Here is a 22,819-nt window from a genome sequence, read left to right as displayed (position 1 = left end):
ACCAAGCTATGATACTTCACTTGATGTTATGATTATCAGTGTGTCATGTTGAGGTTATAGAGGTCCAGAGGAGGCGCGGATGCCGGACACCGAGGGCCGCGTTCCCGTCGACGTCGTGGAGGCCGCCCTGCGGGCCGCCGAACGGCTGGGAAAGGACGTGGCCGACGTGCCCGTCCTGGCGATCGCCCAGGAGGCCGGCGTCTCCCGCAGCACTCTGCTGCGCCGCGTCGGCGGCTCCCGCCAGGCCCTGGACGCGGCGGTGCGCGCCGCCGGGGTGGACCCCGGCGGGCAGCGCCCGGTGCGCGAACGCGCGATCGAGGCGGGTGCCCGCCTGATCGGCGAGCACGGCCTGGCCGCGCTCACCCTCGACGCGGTCGCCACCGCCGCCCGCTGCTCGCTGCCCAGCCTGTACGTCACCTTCGGCGGCCGGGACGAGCTGCTGCGGGCCATCTTCGAACGCCACATGCCGCTCCTCAACATCGACGACGTGATCACCGGCACGCCCGCCGACCTGAGCGAGACCGTGAACCGGATCTACCTGCTGCTGGCCGAAGCGCTCACCCGCGAGCCCAGGGTGATGCCGGCCATGCTCGCCGAAGCGCTGGCCCGCCCGGGCGAGCCCGCCCTGCGCCGCCTGCTGGAGCACTTCACCCCCCGCAAGCTCACCGGCCTCGGCCTCGGCGGATGGCTGGCCAGCGAAATGGCCGCCGGACGCATCCGCCCGTTACCGCTGCCGCTGCTCATCCAGCAACTGATCGCCCCGGCCGTGATGCACTTCGTGCTGCGCCCTGCCATCGACCAGGTCCCCGGCTTCGACCTGCCCAGCGTGGAGGAGACCTGCGCGGTCTTCTCCGAGGCGTTCCTACGCGCCGTCGCCACCCCCGCAGCCGGGATCGAGCATACGTAGGCCCCACCCACCACCTCGCAAGGAGCAGACCATGACCGAAGCTCCACAACTGCCGATCCAGATGCGACGCGACGGGTTCGACCCCGTCGAGGAGCTGACCCGGATCCGCGACAGCGAAGGCGTCGTGCAGACGATGACACCGTTCGGCGTGCCCGCCTACCTGCTGTGCCGCTTCGACGACGTCCGCCAGATGCTGTCGGACCCGATCCGGTTCAGCAGCAACAGGCCCGCCCCGTTCACCCTGCGCGCCGGCAGCGAGATCAGCCAGGAGGAGCAGGCCCGGCTGCGGGCCGGCAACCTGATCGGGTTCGACCCGCCGGAGCACACGCGGCTACGCAAGATGCTCACCGCCGAGTTCACCATGCGCAGAATGCGCCGGCTCGAACCACGTATCACCGAGATCGTCGAAGCCGCCCTGGACGACCTGGAGCACGCGGGAAAGCCCGCCGACCTGGTCGCGCACTTCGCGCTGCCGGTGCCGTCCCTGGTGATCTGCGAACTGCTGGGCGTGCCCTACTCCGACCGCGGCGAGTTCCAGGCCCGCTCGGCCCGCATGCTGGACATGTCGTCACCGATGGAGGAGCGGCTCGCGGCATCGCAGGAGAATCGCGCGTACATGGCCGGCCTGGTCGCCGAGGCGCAGGCGCGACCCGGCGAGGACATGTTGGGCATGCTGGTCCGCGAGCACGGCGACGACCTCAGCACCGACGAGCTCGTCGGCATCTCGGGGCTGCTGCTGATCGCCGGGCACGAGACCACCGCCAACATGCTCGGCCTGGGCGTCCTGGCCCTGCTACGCCACCCCGACCAGCTCGCCATGGTCCGCGACGATCCCGCCCGGATCGAACCGGCCGTGGAGGAGCTGCTGCGCTGGCTGTCCATCCTGCACACGATGCCGCCCCGCATCACCACGACCGACGTGGAGATCGCCGGACAGACCATCCCCGCGGGCTCACTCGTGACCGCCTCCCTGCCTGCCGCCAACCGCGACCGCGCCTTCATCGACGACCCCGACCGCCTCGACATCACCCGGGGAGACCTCGGCCACCTCGCCTTCGGCCACGGCGTGCACCACTGCCTGGGCGCGCCGCTGGCCCGCGCGGAGATGCGCATCGCCTTCCCCGCCCTGTTCCGGCGCTTCCCCCGCCTCGCCCTGGCCGACCCGTTCGAGGAGATCGAGTACCGCACCTTCAACGCCATCTTCGGCCTGAAGTCACTGATGCTCACCTGGTGACGAGGCAGGCGCGGGAGGAACTCTTTTCGCGTCTGAATCAACGGGCTGTGAGCAGGCGTTAAGAGAAGACGTGATGATCGGCGGGACGGCGTATCGGCGAGGCCGCGTCCAGGGACGACGTCGGCGGTGGCACGTGCCGTGTCAGGTGGAGGGGATGCGGATCACACGGTCGTCGTCGGCGGCAGGCCGCCCGCAAGATGGCCACGATCGCGTGGAAGGCCGGAGGGTCTTCGGCTAGTACCGAAGAGCCTCCGGCCGTCTCCCGTGACGGCATGTACTAGAAGTCGAACTCACCCTTCTTCGCACCATCGACGAACGCTGCCCAGACCGACGGTGAGACCACATACGGAGCGAGATCGAGGCGCTCCGTGTCGCGCAAGCCCACCCGGCCGTCAGGCAGGGGCGCCACTTCCAAGCAGTCACCGCTATCGCCAGAGCGGGTGGCCTTCCGCCATGCAGCGTTCTTGAGAAGTTCTTCGGTCAGTTCGTCCATTTCTCTGCCATCTCCCTTATGAGCTGCAGCGAAGCTCGACGGGGCAGGGCTTCGTTGTGCAGCATCTCGTACTTCAGCCTGACCTCGCGGACGCGTTCGCTGTCGGCCGTGATCTGGCCTGTGATGATGGACTCGAGGTAGACCATATCTGGCATCCCTGGCCCGCCAGCGAGAATGAAAGCTCCTTGCAAGCCGGTGGTCAGCCAGGAGTTGTGCGGGAGCACGCGGATGTTGATGCGGGGGTGCTCATCCAGGGCGGCCAAGTGAGCCATCTGCTCGGCCATCACCGCCTCACTGCCGGTCGGTCGGGTCAGGACTCCTTCATCCAGTGAGTGTTTTCCATCCTGAAGCCGCAGGTCGCGGGCATGCTGCGCGAGTGGGTCTGATCGACAAGTAGAAGAGCCCCTGGTAGAAGGGTTGTCGACCAAGATCAACCGTTAGACCAGAGGCTCCGAGTTGCTGTTCTACCGCGCCGCGCTGCCGTTGTCACCTCAGACCCTGTCCTATCTGTCCGGCATCCTGCGCCGGCACCGCAAGACGATCAACTCGCCCTGGCGTCGCCTCAACCCCGGCCAACAAGCCCTGCTCGTCCTCGTCCACCTGCGCAAAGGCGAGACCCTGGCAGAGGTCGCCGCAGGCTTCGGCGTCGGCATCGCGACCGCCTGGCGCTACATCCATGAGGCCATCGCCCTGCTCGCCCGCCGCTCGCCCCGCCTGGAGCAGGTGTTACGCGCGGCCAAGCGGGCCGGCTACCCCTACCTGGTCCTGGACGGCACCCTCATCCCCATCGACCGCGTCGCCGCCGACCGGCCCTACTACTCCGGCAAACACAAGAAGCACGGCATGAACATCCAAATCCTGGCCACCCCCGACGGCACACCCTTGTGGACCTCCGGCTCCCTGCCCGGCTCCGTCCACGACCTCAAAGCCGCCCGGATCTGGGGCATCCTGCGCCGCCTCAAGGCCGCCGACCTGATCACCCTCGCCGACAAGGGCTACGTCGGAGCCGGCGAGCACGTACGCGTGCCCTACAAGGGCCGCAACAAGCCCGCCTCCCAGAAGGCCGCCAACGCCGCTCACGCCAAGCTCCGCGGACCGGGAGAACGGGCCAATGCACAACTGAAGACCTGGCGTATTCTGCGCAAACTCCGGTGCTGCCCACTCCTCGCAGGTCAGCTCGTCAAAGCGATCCTCGTCCTTCAGCGCCGCGAGGCGGGATGAAAAGCACTCAGTGAGACGAACTTGGCGTCGGCCGCGGGTGACTCCTGTGCAACCTGTTCGCAGATGAACTGCTCGTACCCGTCGCGTTGCCCACCAGGGCGAAGTGACCGAATCCGCGTGAATTCGATATCGGGGATGTTCACGGGGGGTGTCCTTCAGAATGCTGCCGGCCGGGGTCGGGAAGAAACGCTACCGGTCTGCCGCGGAATTCGCGGCCGGGCACTGACGCGCCCGGCCCCCTCTACGCTGGCCGTGGTATGACGTCGACTGCACTCCTGTGACAGTGATCGCGAGCTGGACGCAAGATCTGCGCACAGACCTCTCGGACGTTGCATTTTCGGGTCGGATTGATCAAGCTCGTGGTCGGCGCGGCCCTGGTTGGGGTTCGCAAGGCCTCACCAGGCGGGAAACCCGCCTTGCCCCCGGCGCCGGTGGACCGGGTGTGATGATCGGCGTGAACATTTTCTCGGCGGTCGAGCGAACCGACCCGTCCCTGGCCGAACACGGGGACAGCCACTTTCAGTTCATCGACTGTCTGGCAGGCCCATTCTGGGGCCAGGTGGGGACCTGATCGAGGACTGGTTCGTTCGGCTCTGCTCGGACGCCCATGCGGACGTCAGGGGACGGCTGCACTCCAGGGACAACCGGCATTCCAGGGAGCCTTCTTCGAGTTGTACCTGCATGAGTGCCTTCTCCGGATGGGCTACACCGTGACTTGCCATCCGGAAGTCGACGGGATCAATCACCGCGCGGACTTCCGCGCAGAGAAGGACGGCGGCGCGGTCTACGTCGAAACTCGATCAGCGTCGTCCAGCAACGTCGCAGTGGGCGCGGACGCGAGGGTCAACACCCTTACGCGTCGCTCGACAAGCTCGACAGCCCGAACTTCTTCCTGTGGATCAACGTGGAGAGGCAAGGGGGCGGCCCGCTCCGGGCTCGCCCGCTGCGCTCCACTCCGGCTAGGTGGATCGACGACTGGGCGGGCGAGGTTTCTCTTCCACGCCAGCCATCGCGCTACGCCTTTGCCACGTACGACCACTTGCAGCAGGGTCACGGGGAACTCGACCTCGCCTCGATCCTCGCAGTTGCCGAGCTTTCAGGTCGATCGGGATGTGGCAAATGAGGCGGAACGGCCACTAAAGTGACCACCTTGGACCGTGCCTAGCGTTGTTTCTGCCGCCGAAATGCGAGACTCCGTGACTCAACTCCCTGAGATCAACTGGCATCAGATCCGCGGCAAGGCGCCGTCAGGGTCGCGTCGTGACGGGTTCGAGGAGCTCGGTAACCAGCTAATGATTTACGGCTGTCTGGTCACGTGGCCGTCCAGCACGACGTTTACCACGTTTGGCAACCCCGACGGGGGACGGGAAGGACGAGGCGAACTGCCTGGCGGCGCGGTCTGGGGATGGCAGGCGAAGTACCTGTTCACGCTTGACGACGACGCTCTCGCGCAGATCGACAAGTCGATTCGCCGCGTCCTGACGACCGAGCCCACTCTTGAGCGATACTACGTGCTCATGCCGTACAACCGGCCCGGCGGTGATACCGCCAAGACGAAGAGTGCGTGGACGAAATGGAACGAGCACGTCAGGAGATGGGAAACCGCCGCCGTATCGGCAGGTAGGGCGGTGACGTTCGAATACATCGGCGAGACCCAACTCAACGAGTGCTTGCTCCAGCCGTCGCAAGCGGGGCGACTGCGCTACTGGTTCGATCTGGACGTCTTCTCGGAAGATCGACTCCGACAGATTGCGGCTCGGGCCGAAGCCGACGCAGGCGGCCGATACAGCCCCGCACTGAACGTGGAACTACCCATCCGCGCCGTCTTCGACGGCCTGGCCCACACCCCTGCGTTCGAACACGACATTCGGAACGCACTGGCTACCCTCCGCAAGGCCCGCGGCATCTATGGCCTGTCGGTGCCCAGAGAACGCCCAGACTTGTTCGAGCCCGCGATCGCGATGCTAAACGAGCGCCTCGATGGCCTCGAAGAGCTAGTAACCGAAGCCGCAAGGCAGGCCCGGCAACCACATGGGGTGCTGCCCGACTTCACCCCAGCGATCGAGGCCATGGAGGCTCCCTCAGCGAGCGTCTCGGACCTGCTCCGGCAGCATTGCCTCAAGGATCGCTATTACACCGACAACGCGGGCAGCCTCTACGGCCAGCTCGCGGCGATTCGATCAGCGGTTGCCGAGCTGAACGAGCTGCGCGCCGGTCGTGCATGGCGTGGCTTCGAGGCAGCAGCCATCCTCGTCACCGGCACGGGCGGCGCGGGAAAGACTCACCTACTGTGCGACCTCGCCAAAACGCGTGCCGCGAACGCCTTACCAACGATCATTGCGCTCGGTGAGCAGTTCGAACACGGTCCCATCGAAGCCGACCTGGGTAGGATCATCGGATTTCAAAACCCGGCAAGCCAGCTACTGACCACCTTTGACGCGGCCTGCCAGGCCGTCGGCGAAATCGGCCTAATCGTCATCGACGGGTTGAATGAATCGGCCGACCGGCAGCTGTGGAACAAATACTTGTCCAGCTTCCTCAACGACGTCGCCAAGTACCGTCACATCAGACTTGTCCTCTCCTGTCGCACCGAATTTCTCGCCGACACGTTGTCGGATATATTGCAGGCTCGGCTCCCTGTGTTTCAACACACTGGATTCGAGGAGGTTCCTCGCGACGCAATTCGGCAGTTCCTCGATTGGTACGGCATCGAGCGGCCCTCATTCCCGATGATGGACCCCGAATTCACCAATCCGCTGTTCCTCAAACTCCTCTGCACGGCACTGATGACCAGCGGAAAGCGCCGCTTCCCTCGCACAGGCATCGGAACATCGTGGATCTACGACAGCTTTCTCGACGCGATGGACATTCGACTCTCAGCCGAGGAACGCTGCGACTATGACCGCACCAGCGAGCTCGTCCGTCGCGCCGTCGAGCAAATCGCCGCTGCCATGCACGCCCAAGGTCGCAGGCTGCTCAGGGCGGACGTCGACCGCATCACGTCAGCGCTACTTCCGGACCGTAAATGGAGCCAGAGTCTGCTCAACGGCCTGCTGAAGGAGGCCGTCCTAGCAAACCTCTCGATCGACGGGACCGAGTACATCAGATTCGGATACGAGCGGCTCGGTGACATCGCTCTGGCGAAGCTGATCGCGGCGGACGGCCTTGATGGGGCGAAGGCTGAAGTGAGCCGGCTGGCCGAGCGATGGTTCACCAATGCGGGGGTGTTGCAGGCCCTAGCCGCGGTTCTTCCCGAGGTGTTCGGCGTCGAATTGATCGACATACTGCAGATCTCGACCGCTGAGTATCATCCGGATGCTCATGCCGACTTTCTGCTCAGCCTCGGTTGGCGGAAGCTCGAAGCGGTCAGTGAGTCGTTCTCAGTAACCGAAGATCGCGTTGTGTGATGCCGATATGGTCCAATCGTGCTCGCGGTGCAGTAGCACGAGTGCGGCTCGGACGATCTGCCCGATGCGCCAGGGGTCGAGGCTGACTCGGCGCAGAGCCTTGAAGGTGACGGTGAGCAGGGCGTTCGCGCGTTCGCCGACGCCGCGCAGGCCCCGCAGCAGCTTGTTGTAGGTGTGCTGGTCGTCGCTGAGTATGGCCTGGCCGCGCTTCTTCTTCACCGGCACCCGGATGACGTCGGCGGCGCCTTCATATCCCAGGTCGGCCAGGGCCGGCACCGTGTCCCGCGCGGTGGCCAGGGTGGCGATGATGCCGTGGGTGCGGGCGCAGGTCATGTCATGTTCGCGGCCGGGGCGTACGTCGGAGACCCACAACGGCCAGCCGTCCGGGGCGGAGATCACCTGGATGTTGCCGCCGTGGTGCTTGTGTTTGCCCGACCACCACAGGTCGGCGCCGTTCGGGCCGGGCGTGGCGACGCGGTCGGTGGCGATGACGATGCCGTCGAGGTTGACGTGAGTCAGGCCCGTGTCGGCTGCGCTGTCGAGCACCTGCCGCAGGCCGGGGGCGTGGGCTGCCAGGACGTCGATGCCTTCGTGCAGGTAGCGGTAGGCGGTCTTGCGGCTGATGTGGTGGTCGGTGGCCAGTTGCTTGATCCGGGTGTTGTCGAGGAACCAGCGAAGGATCAAGACTGCCTGGGCGAAGCAGCCCAGCGCCCGGCGTCCTTTGCGGGTGCCGCGACGGCGGCGTTCAGTGTGCAGCAGGGCGGCCAGGAACAGCACAGTCTCGCGACGTACGTCGAGGGTCGCGGTGTATGTGACACTAGTGGGCACGTGAAGCCTCTGGTTCTGAAGTTGATCTCTAGTCAAGACCACTTCTACCAGGGGCTTTACGCTTGCTGATCACTAGGTTGGCTTGCCGGGTCCAAGGAGATCACGCACAGCAACTGTTCGTTACCGACAACGGCTCAGTGATCGCACTGCGGAGATCGTCATGGAGCTCCAATGCAACCCGGACTTCACCGATGACGCCAACGCCGCCGTGCTGCAGGTTGCCACCGTACCGGGCCATCCGCTCAACGCCGAGTGGCTGCACCGTCAACTCGCCGAGCTCACCCTGCCTGAACGGGACGTAACCTGGTCATACTTTTGTGACCGACAGGACGAGCTCGCCGGTCATCTCCCCGGTTTGATTGATTGGGCGTGGTCGGAGGCCAGCACCGATGCCAACGACGAGACCCGCTATCTCGCGGCACTCGCTCTCTGCTGGACGTTGTCATCCTCTCATCGCCCTACGCGAGACGACGCCACAAAAGCAATCATCGCACTGCTGGAGCCGGCGCCGCATCTCTACGACTCGATTCTGCAAGGCTTTGTCAACGGCGGCGACGACTACATCGAGGAGCGATTGCTGGCGGCTGGCTGCGGTATCGCCCAACGTACCTTGAGCCCGAATACCGCAATCGGCATCGCCAAAGCGGTACTCAACTTCACCCTTGGCCGACGATACTGGCCACAGAATTACCTCAGCCGAGACTATGCACGTCGCGCGATGGACGCTGCATTGGACCACGGCTGGCAGCCCAGTATTGAGGGCCTCGCCACGCGCGTCCACCCGCCGTATGCCTCGGACTGGATCGCGCCGCAACGGTCACCGGCCGAGGTCGAAGAGCTAGCCGGGCCACCGAACTATAGGTATAGCGCTATCCACCATCCCGCGATGTCCGACTTCGACGATTTCCGCAAATACGTTGTCGGCTCCCTGGTCCGCAGCTTCAAGCTCGATGAAGAGATCGATGCCGATTACCTCGGCACAATCCTATTCGAGCAGGCTCTTAAACTCGGATGGACACCGGAGCGCTTCGGCATCATCGACCGGAACCTTCCGCGAGCCTCGTCGCCGGATGGCAAGAAGCACGATGGATACGCACAGAAGTACCTCTGGATAGCCTTCAACCAACTCGTCGGTCGAATGACCGACCGTTATGGACTCAACCCGAGCCGCCGCGACGACCGGCGAACGCGCTACGAGACGCCCCTTGACATCCACGGCCACGACATCGACCCGACGATGCTGCAACGCCGAGCCGAGAATCGGGTCTACGCGGACACTCCGGCCACCTGGTACGCATCCGTCGCCGCAACCTTCCCAGAGCACCTCGATCCCGAGTGGGTGACCAACGACGAGCACAGCCCGCCGGTCGACCGTCTACTCATCTGCACGAACGCGGCAGGCATAACCTGGCTGGTGCTGGAGGGCCATTATCAGTGGTCGCAGCCACAGAACCCAGACGACGCGGCCGCGGGCATACCTCACCACACCATTTGGGCCCAAATCCGCTCATACCTCATCGACGCGGCGGACGCCGACGTATGGGCGCAATGGGCCGAAGGTAAAGACTTCTATGGCCGATGGATGCCCGAGTCAGGGAGCCCGTCCGGTCTGCTGCTCGCCGATCACCCGTACAAGTCCGACTGGCCTGACCTGGAAGATCGAAACGGCACCCGCTACGGGGAAATGTCCTTACCGGGGGGCCTCATTGTCGCGACGACCCGATACGGCGGCGTCAACGACTGGGACCAGTCGGCAAGCAAACACCTCTACACATTTCTGCCGTCGACGGCGTTCTGCTCAGCGTTGGGCCTAGAGCGTATCGGCGACTTCCAGTGGGGAAGAGCGGGCACGTTGGTGGTGGAGAGCTTCGCGGCCCGCGGAGTGGGTCCCGACACCGTACATGTCACCGCTGAAGCACTTAGCGCGGCGCTCGCTGCGAGCGGGCAGTGCCTGCTGTGGACAGTTCTGGCGGAGAAGGAGACTACCGTGTCCGAATATCAACGGCCCCCCGATGGGGAGCCGTTCTCTCGCAGCTACTCGGCGTCATATCTTTTTGACGGAACCAGCATTCGACTGCTTGACGCCAACGTGCGCACCCTGCACGTTGCTGGAGACAGCTCAAACGAGACTTCCTGGAACTTGCCTAGAGACATACCGCTTGAGCCAGCGTAGGTAAAGCAAATACTCACAGTCGGGGGCTCACGCCACTTAGTCTGATGTCGAACTGCAGTTGAGAGGCTCCATTCATGTGCCGTTGAGAACGTTCCTCGACATCCTGTGCCGGGTCGCCCGGCTGCTCCATGGCTGCTCGCACATCCTGATCGTCACCGGACAGCCACCCTTTTTACGACCAAGCCCAAAGGGATGAATTAGACATAATATCGACGGTCAAGAACGCATGGTTGCTCGGTGGTTGCTCGCGTGTACGCGATACAGCGCGATACACATAGGCACAGGCCGACACACCGGCCGGGAGGATCCCGCTCACAGCGATACAAAACAACACTCCGCGGCGCTGGGCGACATCAAAGGAACCGACTCATAATCCGTGGGTCGTGGGTTCAAGTCCCACCCGCCCTACTCACTAATACCGCGTTCGACCTGGGCTTTCTCGGTTCTCGCCGGCCTCGGATCACGTTGTTGATCATGGCTGGTTGCTCGGTGGTTGCTCTTGTGTACGGGCCGTGTAGCGCGGTAGATCATTTAGAACGCCATCGTCAGCTCAGACCTCATGACGACCAACGGAAGATCAAGCCAGAAGGCCTGTACGGCGTCGCTGATCAGCAGCACTTTGATGGACGGTCAAGCCCTGTCCAAGTCGGCTCGTCTTGCCATCACACCGCTCGTGACCAGCAGATAAAAGATCCGCTGCTCCTCGCAGCGCTCTTCTCGGCCCGTTCCAAGCAGCCTGAAGATCGATCGGCTGCACTACCTGTGCGACAACCTGTGAAGACAAAGAGACAGGCCCACCCAAAAGATCGGCGGGCCTGCCTAGGTTCGATGGTTCAGGTGGTGCTACCTCAGGGGTGGGTCGGCAGGGTGATCAGCCGGGCGGTCTGGGCGCCTGTGGCTGCGGTGTTGACGAGGGCGGCGGTGGATTCTGCGGCGGCGCGGGCCTATACCGCTTCAAAACTCGTGCATGTGGTCTGAGCTGGTGTTTCTTCGGAACAGCTAGGCGGCTCGGTGGTACTCGTTGATGGCTCCGCTGAGCACCCTCCGGCGCTAAACCCGGCCTTCCAGTACACGAACCCCGACACCACACGCAGGGTCGCTCTGGTCACCGGCGGCTCGGGTGGCATCGGCCGCGCCGTCGTCGAGCGGCTCGCCGCCGAGGGCCTCGCCGTCGCGGTGCACTACGCCGGGAACGAGGGCAGGGCCAAGTCGATCGTCGCCGAGGTGCAGCACGCGGGCGGGCAAGCCATCGCCGTGGGCGGGGACGTGGCGGACGAGACCGACATGGCCGCTGCGTTCGATGCGACGCAGGCCGCGTTCGGCGGGATCGACGTCGTGGTGAACACCGCGGGCATCATGGTGCTGGCCCCGATCGCCACCTTCAGCCTGGCCGACCTCGACCGTATGCATCGCACCAACATCCGTGGCACGTTCGTCGTCTCCCAGCTCTCGGCCAACCGGCTGCGCAGTGGCGGCGCGCTGATCAACTTCTCGACCAGCATCACGCGTACCCAATTGCCCACCTACGGCGCGTACGCCGCCAGCAAGGCCGCGGTGGAGGGCATGACTCTGATCCTGGCCCGTGAGCTGCGGGGAAAGGACATCACCGTCAACGTCGTCGCCCCAGGGCCGACCGCGACACCGCTCTTTCTCGACGGCAAGAGCGAAGAACTCATCGCCGGCCTCGCCCGCGCCAACCCGCTCGAACGTCTCGGGGAGCCCGAAGACGCCGCCGAGATCGTGGCCTTCCTGGCCGGCCCCGCCCGCTGGATCAACGGCCAGGTCATCTTCGCCAACGGCGGCATGGCCTGAGCGTCATCGACACTGCGCATAACCGACCGTGACTCTGGAGTAGATGATGGACAGCCATGCCGACGTCGCCCCCTTCGTCATTGATCCCCGTGGCCGCGACGTCCTCGGCGAGGCCGCGCTCATCCGCGCCATCGGCCCGGTCGCCCTCGTGGAGATGCCCGGCGGGGTGCAGGCTTGGGCGGTGAGCGACCAGAGGCTGCTCAGGCGCCTGCTCGTCGATCCGCGGGTGTCCAAGGACGCCTACCGGCACTGGCCGGCGTGGATCAACGGTGAGATACCGCCGGACTGGCCACTGTTCGCATGGGTCGCCGTGCGCAACATGCTCACCGCCTACGGTCCCGACCACCGCCGGCTGCGCGGGCTGATCGCCGGCGCCTTCACCGTACGACGCATCGCAGACCTGCGTCCGCGCATCGAGGTCATCACCGCAGACCTGCTGAACGAGCTGGCCGGCCTCCCTCCGGGCAGGCCTGTGGATCTGCGTGAGCGCTACGCCTACCAGCTACCGATCAGAGTGATCTGCGAGCTGTTCGGCATCAGCGACAAGGGCACCCGTGAGGAAGTGTCCCGTTGCGTGGACGCCTTGTTCAACATCGGCAAGTCACCCGAAGAGACCGCCGCCGCCTTCCCGCGCCTGCAGCGGATCCTCCGGGAACTGGTCGCGGAAAAGCGCGAGCGCCCCGGCGACGACCTCTCCTCGGCCCTGATCGCCGCCCGCGACGACGAGGCGCCGCCGCTGTCGGAGGACGAGCTGGTCGACACGCTGGCGTTGTTCGTGAGCGCGGGCCACGAAACCACCGTCAACCTGCTCGGCAACGCGATCGTCGCGCTGCTCACCCACCCCGGCCAACTCGGCCGGGTCCACGCCGGGGACGTCACCTGGGAGGACGTGATCGAGGAGACGCTCCGCCACCAGCCGCCGGTGCCGAACCTGCCGCTGCGTTTCGCCGTCGAGGACATCGGCATCGGCGACGGCGTCACGCTGCGCGCGGGCGATGCCATCCTCGCCTGCTACGGGGCCGCCGGACGTGACCCGCTCGTCCACGGGCCGGACGCCGACCGGTTCGACGTCGCCCGCTCGGTCAAGGACCACCTGGCATTCGGTCACGGCGTGCATCATTGCCTGGGCGCGCCGCTGGCCAGGCTGGAGGCCGCGATCGCGCTCCCCGCGCTCTTCGAGCGTTACCCGGATCTGACCCTGGCCGCCGAACCTGGCGAGTTGCTCCCTCTGGAGTCCTTCGTCTCCAACGGGTACCGCGCCCTGCCCGTCAGGCTCGCCCCCTGACCCGGCGCGAGCTTCCCGGGCCGTGCCGGCCTCCCGGTCATGATGTGCGGCGGACGGAGGTCAGGGGAGGCGCAGGTTCCTGAGCTGCCGGCAGCGCGGCGGCCGCGCGCTCCAGTTCGCCGACGCGGACGTCCGCCGCCCTGAACCGCTTCCGGCTCGGCGCCGACGTCACCGCCGTCCGCTGCCAGGACATCACCACCCTGCGCACGGTTTCCGGCACGGCGTGAAGCCTCTGGATCGAGTTCGTCGGGCGTGGTGAGACCAACACGTCGTATCCTCACGGCCAAGTGAGGTCAGGGCCGCGACCGTGCACGGGGCTGACCTGCTCAAGGGCACGACCCAGGCGTAAAACGGTCGCTTCGTCGTACCAGCGGGAGACGAGCTGCACGCCGACCGGCAGACCGCCGCCCGTGATCCCGAACGGCAGGGTCACGGGCTCATAATCCATGGGTCGTGGGTTCAAGTCCCACCCGCCCTACCACGCCGACCTGCGGCTTTACGCGGAACTGTAGTCGCGTCATCTGATCGTGGGTCACGGTGAGCCACGCGTGAGTCACGTCGTCTCCCGGGCTGTGCGTTTGCCAGCAGGCTGCGCCGGCCGTTGTGGTGGGGAAGGGTGAGGGCGGCGTTCACGGCGTCGGGATCGAGTTCGACCAGGTCCTGGCCCGCGACGCGATCTGCGTAGGTCGTGGATCTGCTGCCAGCGCTCGCGGGTGGTCTGTTCGCGGACGCCGGCGGGCCGGGCTGGGTTGACCGTGGCCCAAGCTCCTCACCCCGGCCGAAGGCAACGGCGCCAAGGCCACCGCCTGGATCACCACCGTCCGAGCTGCTGATCTACCCATCTGCACATGATCACTTAACGCCACCACCGATTACGGGCCAGAGCCGTTCTTCGTACAGTCCCCGCACTGGCCGCGTGCGGCGCAGACGGCAACGCCGCGGCGTTCCGAACCCTGGCAAGATCAAGAACATGAAGCTGCTCACGGAGCAGCCGCTGGAGGTCAACGAACGTAACACCGTCGGCCACTGGGAGGGCGACCTGGAACATCATCGGAGGTGCACAGGGCTCGGCAATCGGCACACTGGTCGAGCCTCCCAGCGACCTCAAGGACTCCACCCGCCGGCCGGACCGCTTCCTGGCCATCCACCGCGCCAACCTGATCTGGCAGGCGGGTTACATCCTGAACTCTCTCCTGGTGCCGCTCCTGTTCGCGGCGGGCAAGCTCCGGGTGGGCGGCGTCGCCACCCCGGTGACCGTCGATGTCGCCTGGCGCATCGCCTCACGCTCGCCGTTCGGTCCCTTCCAGATCCTCGACGTCATCGGCCTGACGACCGCGTACCACGTCGCCGCCGGTGCGCCGGACCCGGGCGTCATCACGCCGTCGCCCGGCTCAGGAGAAGCTCATCTCCGCCAGGCCCTTCTCCAGGGTCACGTCGGGCGAGTAGCCCAGCTCCGTCCGCGCGGCGGTGATGTCGTAGGAACGGTCCCGGCCGGTGAAGCTCACGAGCCAGTTCGTCAGCGGGGGCGCCGACTTCCGGCGAAGCAGGCGTGCCGTGCGGTCCATCATCGCCGCCATGGGCGCCGCGATCGCCAGAGGGACGCTGCGGCTCTTGGACAGATCCACGCCGCGGGTCGCCAGCAAGGGAGTGAGGAAGTCGCGAATGGGCATCGGCGTGCCGTCCGTTACGTAGTAGACCCCCTTGTGGCGGCCCCGGGTGAGCGCGAGGAGCACGGCGCCGACCAGGTTGCCGACGTGCACGAAGTCGACGATGTGCGTGCCGTTGTCGATCCAGGCGAACCGTCCGGCCTCGGCGACCTCGGCCATTTCGCTGATCGTCGTCATTCCCCGGCCCCAGATGAACGGCGGGCGGAGCACCACCAGCTCGGTGTTCCCGCTGCGGGCTTCCAGGAGTGCGCGCTCGGTGGCCAGCTTGACACGGCTGTAGGCGATGTTCGGCCGGCCTTCAGGGGTCGACTCGTCGATGACAGGACGACGTTGGCTGCCCGTGGAGACGGATGCGGCGCTGACGAGCACGAAGCGTCGCACCCCGGCCGCGACGCTCGCGGCGTGCAGGGCGACCGTCGGCATGTGATTGGCCCGTTCGAAGAGCGAGTCGGGCCCCCAGAACTCCATGTGAGCCGCGACGTGCACGACCGCGTCGGCCTCTTGCAGCTTGGCGATCCACCTCGGCGCTGGGGAGCCGGCCTGGCGGAGGTCGGCGAGATCGCCGGGAACGGGCTCGGCTCCGGCCGCACGTACGCGCTGGACGCTCGAACCCGATCTGGCGAGTGCCATGACCTCATGTCCTTCGGCGAGGAGGCGATGGACGAGAGCGCTGCCGACGAAACCGCTGCCGCCGGTGACGAAGATCTTCATACTTCCACTCCTTGTGGTTGGGCACGCACTCTTCGCGGGCTCCTGGTTCGGGGCCGCTCGGCACGCGACCCCGGCCGCCCCCCCAGGTGCATTGCCATCAAATAATTTGACGTCAATGCATCTACGTCTATGTAACTCCCCGTACGATGGGTACGTCAAGCAGGAGGTAGGTGGGCGATGCCACACGCGAGGAAGAGCGTGACCGCAGCACAGGTCGCCGACGAGTTCAGTCGTACGGCGAAGGTTCTCGTACGTCACTTCAACGAGCGGCTGGGCGAGCACGGGGTGTCGACGCCGAGATCCCGCCTGGTGGTGGAGGTGGCGCGTTCGCAGCCTGTTCGTCTCACCGAACTCGCTCTCGCGGTCGGCATCGCCCAGGGGACCGCCTCCACCCTGGTCGACGCGCTCGTCCGCGACGGACTGCTCGAACGCCAGACCAGCGCGGACGACCGCCGGTCCGTACTCCTTCATGTGACGGAGCAAGGGGCCGCACTGGCTCAGGACTGGACGGCCGGCTACGAACTAGCGGCGGAAGAGCTGTTCAGGCCACTCACCTTCGAGCAGATGTCGACACTGGTCGACATCTTGCGGACTCTCAGCGGCGACCAGGCGTCGGACGCCGGCGACTGACGAGCGGAACCGAGTTCGCCGACGGGCGGGGGTCCGCCCCCGCCCGGGCCGACGCGACCACGGCAATCCGACCCGGCCGCTCCATGACCGCATGGTCGTCGTCGTGAGATTTCGGCGTGAACCAGCTGAAAGAACTCGAACGAAGACCCGGCAGATGGTGACGTCGATGCGGCCACCTCAACGCTGCCTTTGACACGTGAGGCCGCCGAATCAGGGCTGCAGGCTGTCCACGTCTGCCACGAACCCCGGAAACTGCGTCCATGCACGTCAAGCAGGCATTGCACAGCTTCCGAGGTGACTACAAGGCATCCCTGTCAAGAGCGCGCCCATCGCCTACCCACGACTGCTCGGCGGTTGCTCATCCGCATCCGGCTGGCGTGAGGGGCAAGGCCCTGTCGCGACGCATAGCCGCGTCGAGAAGTGTGCGAACGGCGCATCATGGTGATGAAGACCTTCGCAGGGCCGCTGATCAATGGGGTCCGTGCCGCGTCCGGACGGTCAGCCGGCGGCTACGGCGGTCAGTTCGTCCAGGATCAGGGTTCCGGTGTAGCGGGCGTCAGGGTTGATCTCGTTGAAGAAGATGCGGCGCAGGCTCACCGGGTACGCCATGGTGTCCGGCAGGTCGTACATGATCTGCTGCCACCCGGGTTCGGTGATGAAGGCGGGTTCGATCGTGTGCAGGGTGCCGTTGCGGTCGACGACCTCCAGGCGGGTCCGCTGGTCGTGGCCTTCCGACTTCACCCACAGCTTGAACGCCGTCGGCCGGCCGGCCACCGGGAGGAGGTTGGCGGACGGCCAGATGCCGACGCCGCGCGTCTCGGTGCTCTGGGTGAAGTCGTAGTCCAGCTTCAGCCCGTTGCCGACGTGACCGTCAGGGGTGGAGGAGGCGGTGCCCGTGGCGCGCAGGCTCCAGAAGTTCCAGTTCGAGGTGTCGTCAAAGGTGTCCACGACGTCCTGGGACGTCCCGATGCCGACGACCAGCTCGGTCCGCACGCCGCCGGCGGACACCGTGACGACGTGCTCGCCCTCGGCGGCCCGCGCGGTGACGGTGAACGCGCCGGTGCCGGTCGCGGTCACGTCCAGCGCCGCCTTGTCGTAGGTGAGGTGGACGTCGGCGGGGTCGATGGGGGCCGCGTACCCGGCGGAGTCCGAGCCGTTGACCTCGAAGGTTCCCTGGGCGCCCGTGTTCGGCAGGTTGACGCGGCGGGTGCCGGTCTCCAGTCGGGCCAGCCGGCCCAGCACGGTGAGGTCGATGTCTCCGGCGGCCTTGCCGTGCCTGGCCGTCACGGTCGTCTCGCCGGACGACAGCGCGCGGAAGACGCCGTCGCGGTCGACCTGGCCGATCCGGCTGTCCTTGACCCGCCACTGCGGCTTGATCTCGCGCGGCACGCCGGCGGGACCGTACGTCTCGTCGTACGCGGCCGCCGCCAGCCGGCGGGTCAGCCCGGGGAAGACCCGTTCGGTACGCCACGACGCGGCGGCCTCAGGCCCGGGGAACCGGTCACGTTCCGTCGCCGTGCTCACCCAGAAGCCCTTGGCCTTGCCGCTGCCCTTGGGCAGGAACATGGCCAGCCCGGTCGGCACGGGACGGGTGCCCGCCGCGTCGGACGGCCGGTTGACGAGGTCGGCCTGCTTCTGACCGGGTTCGCGCACGACGAGCGTCGTCGAGCCGCCGCCGTCGAGGTTGAGCGCGCTGTGGGCGCCCAGGTCGGCCATCATCCTGGCCAGCTCGTTCAGCCCGATACCGCGGGAGAACTCGGGCTGCCGGCCGTCCACCGCGACCAGCCACATCCTGGTCCCGTCGGCGGAGAATCCGACGGCGGTCCTGGGCTCCGGCGTGTTGTTCTCCGGCGGGAGTTCGAGCGGCTTGCCGTCCGCGACGATGAGCTGACGTCCGCTCACGGCCGCCTTGACCTTCATGTCGTCGGGGGCCCGCAGGGCATAGTCCATGGAGACCGGGTCGCCGACCCGCAGCGAGGACAGCGCGTCGGCGCCGGCCTCGCGTCCCACCAGCACGAACGCGCCTTCGGCGATCGCGCCCTCGCGGGGAACGTCCACCACCTCGGCCACGACGCCGTCGCGCACGACCACCTCGATGGTCCGCGCGACGCCCCTGACCGGATGGCAGCGGCAGTACGTGCCCCAGACCGGGGTGAACATCCCGATCTGGTCCTTGAGCAGCTCGGCCTTGTTGAGCGCGTCCAGCGGGACGGTCCCGCCGGGCAGCTTGACGGTGCCCTCGAAGACGATCTCGCCGATGGCGCCGACCTGGTCCTCGGAGAACATCACCGCGGTCTGGTTCGTCTGGGTCGCCTTGGTGTTGGGCAGCGGCGACTGCAGCAGCTCGCCGTCCTGGACGGCCACGCCCCAAGGCGCGCCGGAGGCGGCGATGTCGAAGTAGTCGGCGTTCGCCGCCGCGATGGCGCCCGCTTCGCGCGCCATGTCGAGCAGCGGCCGCCGCGCGGCGACCTGGCCGGGGAACAGCCGCCCGATCTGCACGCCGGCCTTGAGGTCGACGGACATCTGGTACGTCTGCAGCCAGCCGGGCTCCCCGGTGGCGCCGTCGGGCCCGTACAGCTCGACCGTGCTCAGCTCGACGCCAGGAGCGACCGGCTGGGTCTCGCGGTAGGTCTCGGTGCGGCCGTCGAGGACGCCCACGACGGCGACCGCGGCGGCGGCGGGCGCCGGCGTCCCCGCGTACGACGGCCCGGCCAGGACCAGGGCGAGAGCCGCAGATAACAGGGCAGAGGGGACTTTCCATCGCATCAAACCGTGACGGGACATGACCATCCTCCTCAAACAGCGATACCGGTCGCGCGCCGGAGCATGTACGCGGCCACCGGCGCGAACTCGGCGGGCGTGAAGTTGTCCTCGATCGGCAGGACGTACTCGTGCCGTCCCCTGGCGCGCGCCAGGAACAGGGCGACGTCGTTGGCGTCGGCGATCGACAGCGTGTGCAGGCCGGCCGCGATCGCCGCGCCCGCCATGCCGTGGTCGGCGATGACGAGATCGATCCGCACGCCGCCGGCGGCCACCGCGGCGATCATGGCCTCCATGTAGTCGGGCCGGTGGGTGTGCAGGATCGCCTCGTCGTGGAAGGCGCATGCGACCCCGCCGAAGAACCGGATTCCCGTCTCGCCGGCGGCGTGGGCCCCGACGGCGCGGTCGAGCCGATGGTCGTCGAGAACGCGGACGATCCTGTTGCCCGCGTTCCGCAGCGCGCGCGCCAGGTCGGCGTAGTGGTCGAGCAGCCCGGTCGGGTGCCCGGTCGCCAGCAGCACCGTGCCGCCGCCGTCCCGCAGGAAGGGTGCGAGGGCGTCGGCGTGCGCCCTGATGCCGGCCAGCGTGTGCTCGGGCGCGATGTACCCGAGCCCGGGGTCGCCGTCCGTGATGCGGTCGCCGATGCCGGCCTCGACGGCGGTCACGACCTCGTCGATGGACGCGGTACGCCAGTCCTCCAGGCCGAAGGTGTTGTCGGGGTCTCCTTCGAGCATCTTGTGCGCGTACGCCAGGGACTGCCGGCGGACGGTCCTGATGCCGCCGGACAGGCTCCGCTCGACGAGCAGGTCACGCAGGTCCGCCTCTTCCTGTGCGATGCCCATGCCGTCAGCTCGCCGCGGCCGCGACGACGGGCCGGGCGGCGGCTTCCGGTGGGCGCCACGCGCCCTCGACCCTGGGGAACGCCCGCGCCGCGCCCTTGCCGATGCTCAGCCGGACGTTCGCTCCTGGCGACCAGCCGCTCTGCGCCGAGTGCACGATCAGCACCGAGCCGCCGGCCTCGACGTAGGTGCGGACGACCGGGCCGAGGAACTGCACGTCGCGGACGACGCCGCTCAGCACCCCCTCACCGGGGGCGTCCTCCTCACTGAGCGACACGTCCTCAGGGCGTACGGACACATCGACGGGCGAGCCGGGAGAGACCGAGGACGACGTGGCCGCGGGCGTCGCGCGGAGCACCGCTCCGGCGACGTTCACCTCCCACGACTCGTCCGGCCCGCCGGCGTACTCCCCCGCCAGCCAGTTCGTGATGCCGACGAAGTCGGCGACGTACCCGTTGGACGGGGCCAGGTAGATCTCGTGCCCGCTGCCGAGCTGTTCGAGCGAGCCGTCCTTCATGACGGCGATCCGGTCGCCCAGGGCCAGCGCCTCCTCCTGGTCGTGGGTGACGTAGACGATCGTCGTCCCGGTGTCGCGCTGGATCTCGCGCAGCTGGGTGCGCAGCTGGATGCGGGTCTTCGCGTCGAGGTTGGACAGCGGCTCGTCCATGAGCAGCACCGACGGCCGGATCGCCAGCGACCGGGCGACGGCGACGCGCTGCTGCTGCCCGCCAGAGAGCTCGTTCGGCCGCCGGCCGCCGAGTCCCGTGAGGCCGACCAGGTCCAGCGCCTCCCCGGTACGGCGGGCTCGCTCGTCCTTGGCCAGTTTCTGCGCCTTCAGCCCGAACTCGATGTTCTCCGCGACGGTGAGGTGCGGGAAGATCGCGTAGTCCTGGAACACCATGGACGTCGGCCGCGCGTCGGGCCCGTAGCCGGACACGTCCACGCCGTCGATGAGCACGCTCCCGCTGTCCGGCTGGATGAACCCGGCGATCATCCGCAACGTGGTGCTCTTGCCGCACCCGCTGGAGCCGAGGAGGCAGAGGAACTCGCCGCGGCCGACGACGAGGTCGAGGTCGCGAACGGCCGGCACCCCGTCGAACGACTTGCACAACGACTTCAGTTCGATCATGGAATCTCCCTCAGCAGGTGTCACAGGTCGTAGAGCCGCAGCCGGGAGCCGAGGGCGAGCTTCGCGACGGCGAGCCCGGCGAAGCTGACCACCATCAGGCCGGCCGCGACGCCGGTCGCGGCGCCCCACTGGCCGAACTCGGCGAGGTTGACGATGGTGGGCGCGCCCAGGCCGATGCCCGGCGAGGTCAGGAAGATCACGGCACTCAGCGTGTTGATCGCGTGCAGGAACCCGAACACGAGCGACGTGGTGAACGCGCCGCCCAGCAGGGGGAACATGATCTGGACGATGACCCGGGCGCGCGAGGCGCCGAGGTCGGTGGCGGCCTCGTCGATCGACGGGCTGATCTGGTTGATGGTGGTCACCGCGGTGCGGTAGCCGACCGGGATGGCCCGCACGACCATGACCAGCACCAGGATCAGCGCGGTGCCGGTCAGAGCGATCGGCGGCTCGTTGAACGTGAGCAGCCACGAGATGCCGATCATCGTCCCGGGGATCGCCGACGGCAGCACCGCGAGCCCGTCCATCACGCCTCGGCCGAAGACCCGCGTGCGGTGCACGACGTACGCGGCGACCAGCGTGCTGATCGTCGTGATGATCGCCGCCGTGGCGGAGAACAGCGCGGAGTTGCGGATGTCGTCACCGCGCAGGAGTGCCGTCTGCCAGTGGTCCAGCGTGAGGCTCCAGTCGGCGCCCCACGCCCGGGTGAACGAGCCGGCCAGGATGCTCCCGTAGATGAGGATCATCAGGACGCTGACCAGGCCGAGGACGGTGAGGAGCCCGCGCCGCGCCGCCGCGGGCAGCGGCGCGGGCGGCAGGCTCCCCGTCTTCCCCGACACGGTGACGGCCGAGCGCCGCGCGAGGACGCGGCGCTGGATCAGGAAGAGGATCAGCGTCGGTACGAACAACAGCACGCACAGCACCGCCGCCATCCCGAAGTCCTGCCGGCCCACCGCCTGCACGTACGCCTCGACCGAGAGCACCTGGTACCCGGCGCCGATGAGGACGGGGTTGCCGAAGTCGGTGATGACGAACATGCCGACGAGCAGCAGCGCGTTCAGGATCGTGGGGAACGCCAGCGGCAGCGTGACCCGGCGGAAGGTCTGGAACCACGTCCAGCCGAGGTCCCGGCCGGCCCACTCCAGGGTGGAGCCGATGTTCTTCAGCGTCGGCAGCAGGGTCAGCGTGGCCATGGGGAAGAAGGCGAGCGTCTGGACGAGCCAGAGCCCGCCGAGGCCGAGGAGGCTGATGTCCAGGCCGAGCAGCTCGTGCGTGATCAGACCGCGCCGCCCGAACAGCAGCAGCACCGCCAGGCCGACGACGAACGGCGGCGAGATCAGCGGGAGCAGGGCCATCACCCGCAGCACGGCCCGGCCCCTGATGTCGGGCCGGCTGAGGGCATAGGCGAACAGGAAGCCGACCACGGTGGCGCTCAGCGTCGAGGCCACGCCGATGACGACGGTGTTCTTCGCGGCCGTCGCCACGCGCGGCTCGGCGAGCCGGCTCCATGCCTCGCCGTCGGGCTCGAACAGCATGGCGACCGTCGGCACGAGGACGAGGAGGAGGAGCAGGCCGGCGACGTAGGCGACGAGCGTGCCCACCGTGATCCGGTCGGCCAGCAGGCGTCTGCGGCTGCGCCGCTGCCAGTCCGGCCGGGTCCCGGGGGCCCGCTCCGTCCGCTCTTCCGGCACGGCGGCCTGGCGGGTCGTCGAGGGCACGGGCA

At 67.3% G+C, this 22,819-nt stretch carries 17 protein-coding genes and 1 pseudogene; 9 read left to right on the top strand and 9 right to left on the bottom strand.

Annotation, left to right across the window (positions count from 1 at the left end):
- Positions 1–79: 79 nt before the first annotated feature.
- Entirely contained in the window at positions 80–907 is an 828-nt protein-coding gene (locus tag Nocox_RS13600) for a TetR/AcrR family transcriptional regulator (protein WP_020547430.1), read from the top strand.
- A gap of 31 nt (positions 908–938) precedes the next feature.
- The gene (locus Nocox_RS13595; protein ID WP_026215209.1) at positions 939–2,141 is read left to right on the top strand and encodes a cytochrome P450; all 1,203 of its coding nucleotides are present in this window, start codon (positions 939–941) and stop codon (positions 2,139–2,141) included.
- Positions 2,142–2,418: 277 nt separating this feature from the next.
- On the opposite strand, the gene Nocox_RS13590 is transcribed toward Nocox_RS13595, so the two are convergent.
- Together Nocox_RS13590 and Nocox_RS13585 are read right to left on the bottom strand one after the other, a co-directional pair.
- Positions 2,419–2,634 (bottom strand): DUF397 domain-containing protein, encoded by a 216-nt coding sequence (locus Nocox_RS13590; protein WP_033411412.1) that lies wholly within the window; start codon positions 2,632–2,634, stop codon positions 2,419–2,421.
- Positions 2,622–2,918 carry a Scr1 family TA system antitoxin-like transcriptional regulator gene (locus Nocox_RS13585; RefSeq protein ID WP_157383490.1) on the bottom strand — a complete coding sequence of 99 codons (297 nt, stop codon included), beginning with the start codon at positions 2,916–2,918 and terminating at the stop codon, positions 2,622–2,624. Before Nocox_RS13585 ends, Nocox_RS13590 begins: the two co-directional genes overlap by 13 nt.
- 172 nt (positions 2,919–3,090) lie before the next feature.
- Here Nocox_RS13585 and Nocox_RS13580 point away from each other — a divergent pair, with 172 nt between their 5' ends.
- Together Nocox_RS13580 and Nocox_RS13575 are read left to right on the top strand one after the other, a co-directional pair.
- On the top strand, positions 3,091–3,855 hold the full coding sequence (locus tag Nocox_RS13580) for a transposase family protein (RefSeq protein WP_219495520.1): 765 nt from the start codon (positions 3,091–3,093) through the stop codon (positions 3,853–3,855).
- A gap of 1,196 nt (positions 3,856–5,051) precedes the next feature.
- Positions 5,052–7,262 (top strand): NACHT domain-containing protein, encoded by a 2,211-nt coding sequence (locus tag Nocox_RS13575; RefSeq protein WP_157383529.1) that lies wholly within the window; start codon positions 5,052–5,054, stop codon positions 7,260–7,262.
- Here Nocox_RS13575 and Nocox_RS13570 read toward each other — a convergent pair.
- Positions 7,236–8,090: an HARBI1 family protein gene (locus Nocox_RS13570; protein ID WP_219495500.1), complete on the bottom strand. Its 855-nt coding sequence runs from the start codon at positions 8,088–8,090 to the stop codon at positions 7,236–7,238. The two genes, Nocox_RS13575 and Nocox_RS13570, sit on opposite strands and share 27 nt — an antisense overlap.
- Before the next feature lie 160 nt (positions 8,091–8,250).
- Here Nocox_RS13570 and Nocox_RS13565 point away from each other — a divergent pair, with 160 nt between their 5' ends.
- From Nocox_RS13565 to Nocox_RS13555, 3 genes are all read left to right on the top strand, one after another.
- A complete protein-coding gene (locus tag Nocox_RS13565) occupies positions 8,251–10,263 on the top strand; it encodes a hypothetical protein (protein ID WP_020547068.1) in 2,013 nt (670 codons plus the stop codon).
- Positions 10,264–11,274: 1,011 nt separating this feature from the next.
- The gene (locus Nocox_RS13560) at positions 11,275–12,075 is read left to right on the top strand and encodes an SDR family oxidoreductase (RefSeq protein WP_020547067.1); all 801 of its coding nucleotides are present in this window, start codon (positions 11,275–11,277) and stop codon (positions 12,073–12,075) included.
- Positions 12,076–12,118: 43 nt separating this feature from the next.
- Entirely contained in the window at positions 12,119–13,360 is a 1,242-nt protein-coding gene (locus tag Nocox_RS13555) for a cytochrome P450 family protein (protein ID WP_026215142.1), read from the top strand.
- Positions 13,361–13,637: 277 nt separating this feature from the next.
- Here the strand turns inward: Nocox_RS13555 and Nocox_RS13550 are convergent, their stop codons facing one another.
- Entirely contained in the window at positions 13,638–13,793 is a 156-nt protein-coding gene (locus Nocox_RS13550; protein ID WP_211212833.1) for a hypothetical protein, read from the bottom strand.
- A 763-nt stretch (positions 13,794–14,556) separates the two neighbouring features.
- On the opposite strand from Nocox_RS13550, the pseudogene Nocox_RS43945 reads away from it, so the two are divergent.
- Positions 14,557–14,652, top strand: a pseudogene (locus tag Nocox_RS43945) (hypothetical protein); the annotation flags it as partial.
- 99 nt (positions 14,653–14,751) lie between these two features.
- Here the strand turns inward: Nocox_RS43945 and Nocox_RS13540 are convergent.
- Complete coding sequence (locus Nocox_RS13540) at positions 14,752–15,738, bottom strand: NAD-dependent epimerase/dehydratase family protein (protein WP_020547063.1); 987 nt, start codon at positions 15,736–15,738, stop codon at positions 14,752–14,754.
- A 198-nt stretch (positions 15,739–15,936) separates the two neighbouring features.
- Here Nocox_RS13540 and Nocox_RS13535 point away from each other — a divergent pair, with 198 nt between their 5' ends.
- Positions 15,937–16,368: a MarR family winged helix-turn-helix transcriptional regulator gene (locus Nocox_RS13535; RefSeq protein ID WP_211212832.1), complete on the top strand. Its 432-nt coding sequence runs from the start codon at positions 15,937–15,939 to the stop codon at positions 16,366–16,368.
- Positions 16,369–16,866: 498 nt separating this feature from the next.
- Here the strand turns inward: Nocox_RS13535 and Nocox_RS13530 are convergent, their stop codons facing one another.
- The 4 genes from Nocox_RS13530 to Nocox_RS13515 are packed head-to-tail and all read right to left on the bottom strand — an operon-like array spanning position 16,867 to position 22,814.
- Positions 16,867–19,152, bottom strand: coding sequence for a phosphodiester glycosidase family protein (locus Nocox_RS13530; RefSeq protein WP_157383453.1), 2,286 nt, complete (start codon positions 19,150–19,152; stop codon positions 16,867–16,869).
- A gap of 11 nt (positions 19,153–19,163) precedes the next feature.
- Complete coding sequence (locus Nocox_RS13525; RefSeq protein ID WP_020547060.1) at positions 19,164–19,970, bottom strand: phosphatase; 807 nt, start codon at positions 19,968–19,970, stop codon at positions 19,164–19,166.
- 4 nt (positions 19,971–19,974) lie between these two features.
- Positions 19,975–21,096, bottom strand: a complete 1,122-nt coding sequence (locus Nocox_RS13520; protein ID WP_020547059.1) for an ABC transporter ATP-binding protein — start codon at positions 21,094–21,096, stop codon at positions 19,975–19,977.
- Between the two features lie 20 nt (positions 21,097–21,116).
- Positions 21,117–22,814 carry an ABC transporter permease gene (locus Nocox_RS13515; protein ID WP_169577091.1) on the bottom strand — a complete coding sequence of 566 codons (1,698 nt, stop codon included), beginning with the start codon at positions 22,812–22,814 and terminating at the stop codon, positions 21,117–21,119.
- Positions 22,815–22,819: the final 5 nt, after the last annotated feature.

The organism is Nonomuraea coxensis DSM 45129 (genome assembly GCF_019397265.1).
Taxonomy (GTDB): Bacteria; Actinomycetota; Actinomycetes; order Streptosporangiales; family Streptosporangiaceae; genus Nonomuraea; species Nonomuraea coxensis.
Note: the sequence above shows the minus strand (reverse complement) of the source record. Positions and strands in the feature narration are given on the sequence as shown.

Excerpts from the sequence above, each read along its gene's own strand:
- Nocox_RS13590 (WP_033411412.1), bottom strand. The coding sequence starts at position 2,634 with ATGGACGAACTGACCGAAGAACTTCTCAAGAACGCTGCATGGCGGAAG.
- Nocox_RS13520 (WP_020547059.1), bottom strand. The coding sequence starts at position 21,096 with ATGATCGAACTGAAGTCGTTGTGCAAGTCGTTCGACGGGGTGCCGGCC.
- Nocox_RS13525 (WP_020547060.1), bottom strand. The coding sequence starts at position 19,970 with ATGGGCATCGCACAGGAAGAGGCGGACCTGCGTGACCTGCTCGTCGAG.
- Nocox_RS13565 (WP_020547068.1), top strand. The coding sequence starts at position 8,251 with ATGGAGCTCCAATGCAACCCGGACTTCACCGATGACGCCAACGCCGCC.
- Nocox_RS13600 (WP_020547430.1), top strand. The coding sequence starts at position 80 with ATGCCGGACACCGAGGGCCGCGTTCCCGTCGACGTCGTGGAGGCCGCC.
- Nocox_RS13540 (WP_020547063.1), bottom strand. The coding sequence starts at position 15,738 with ATGAAGATCTTCGTCACCGGCGGCAGCGGTTTCGTCGGCAGCGCTCTC.
- Nocox_RS13555 (WP_026215142.1), top strand. The coding sequence starts at position 12,119 with ATGATGGACAGCCATGCCGACGTCGCCCCCTTCGTCATTGATCCCCGT.
- Nocox_RS13530 (WP_157383453.1), bottom strand. The coding sequence starts at position 19,152 with ATGTCCCGTCACGGTTTGATGCGATGGAAAGTCCCCTCTGCCCTGTTA.
- Nocox_RS13585 (WP_157383490.1), bottom strand. The coding sequence starts at position 2,918 with ATGGCCGAGCAGATGGCTCACTTGGCCGCCCTGGATGAGCACCCCCGC.
- Nocox_RS13595 (WP_026215209.1), top strand. The coding sequence starts at position 939 with ATGACCGAAGCTCCACAACTGCCGATCCAGATGCGACGCGACGGGTTC.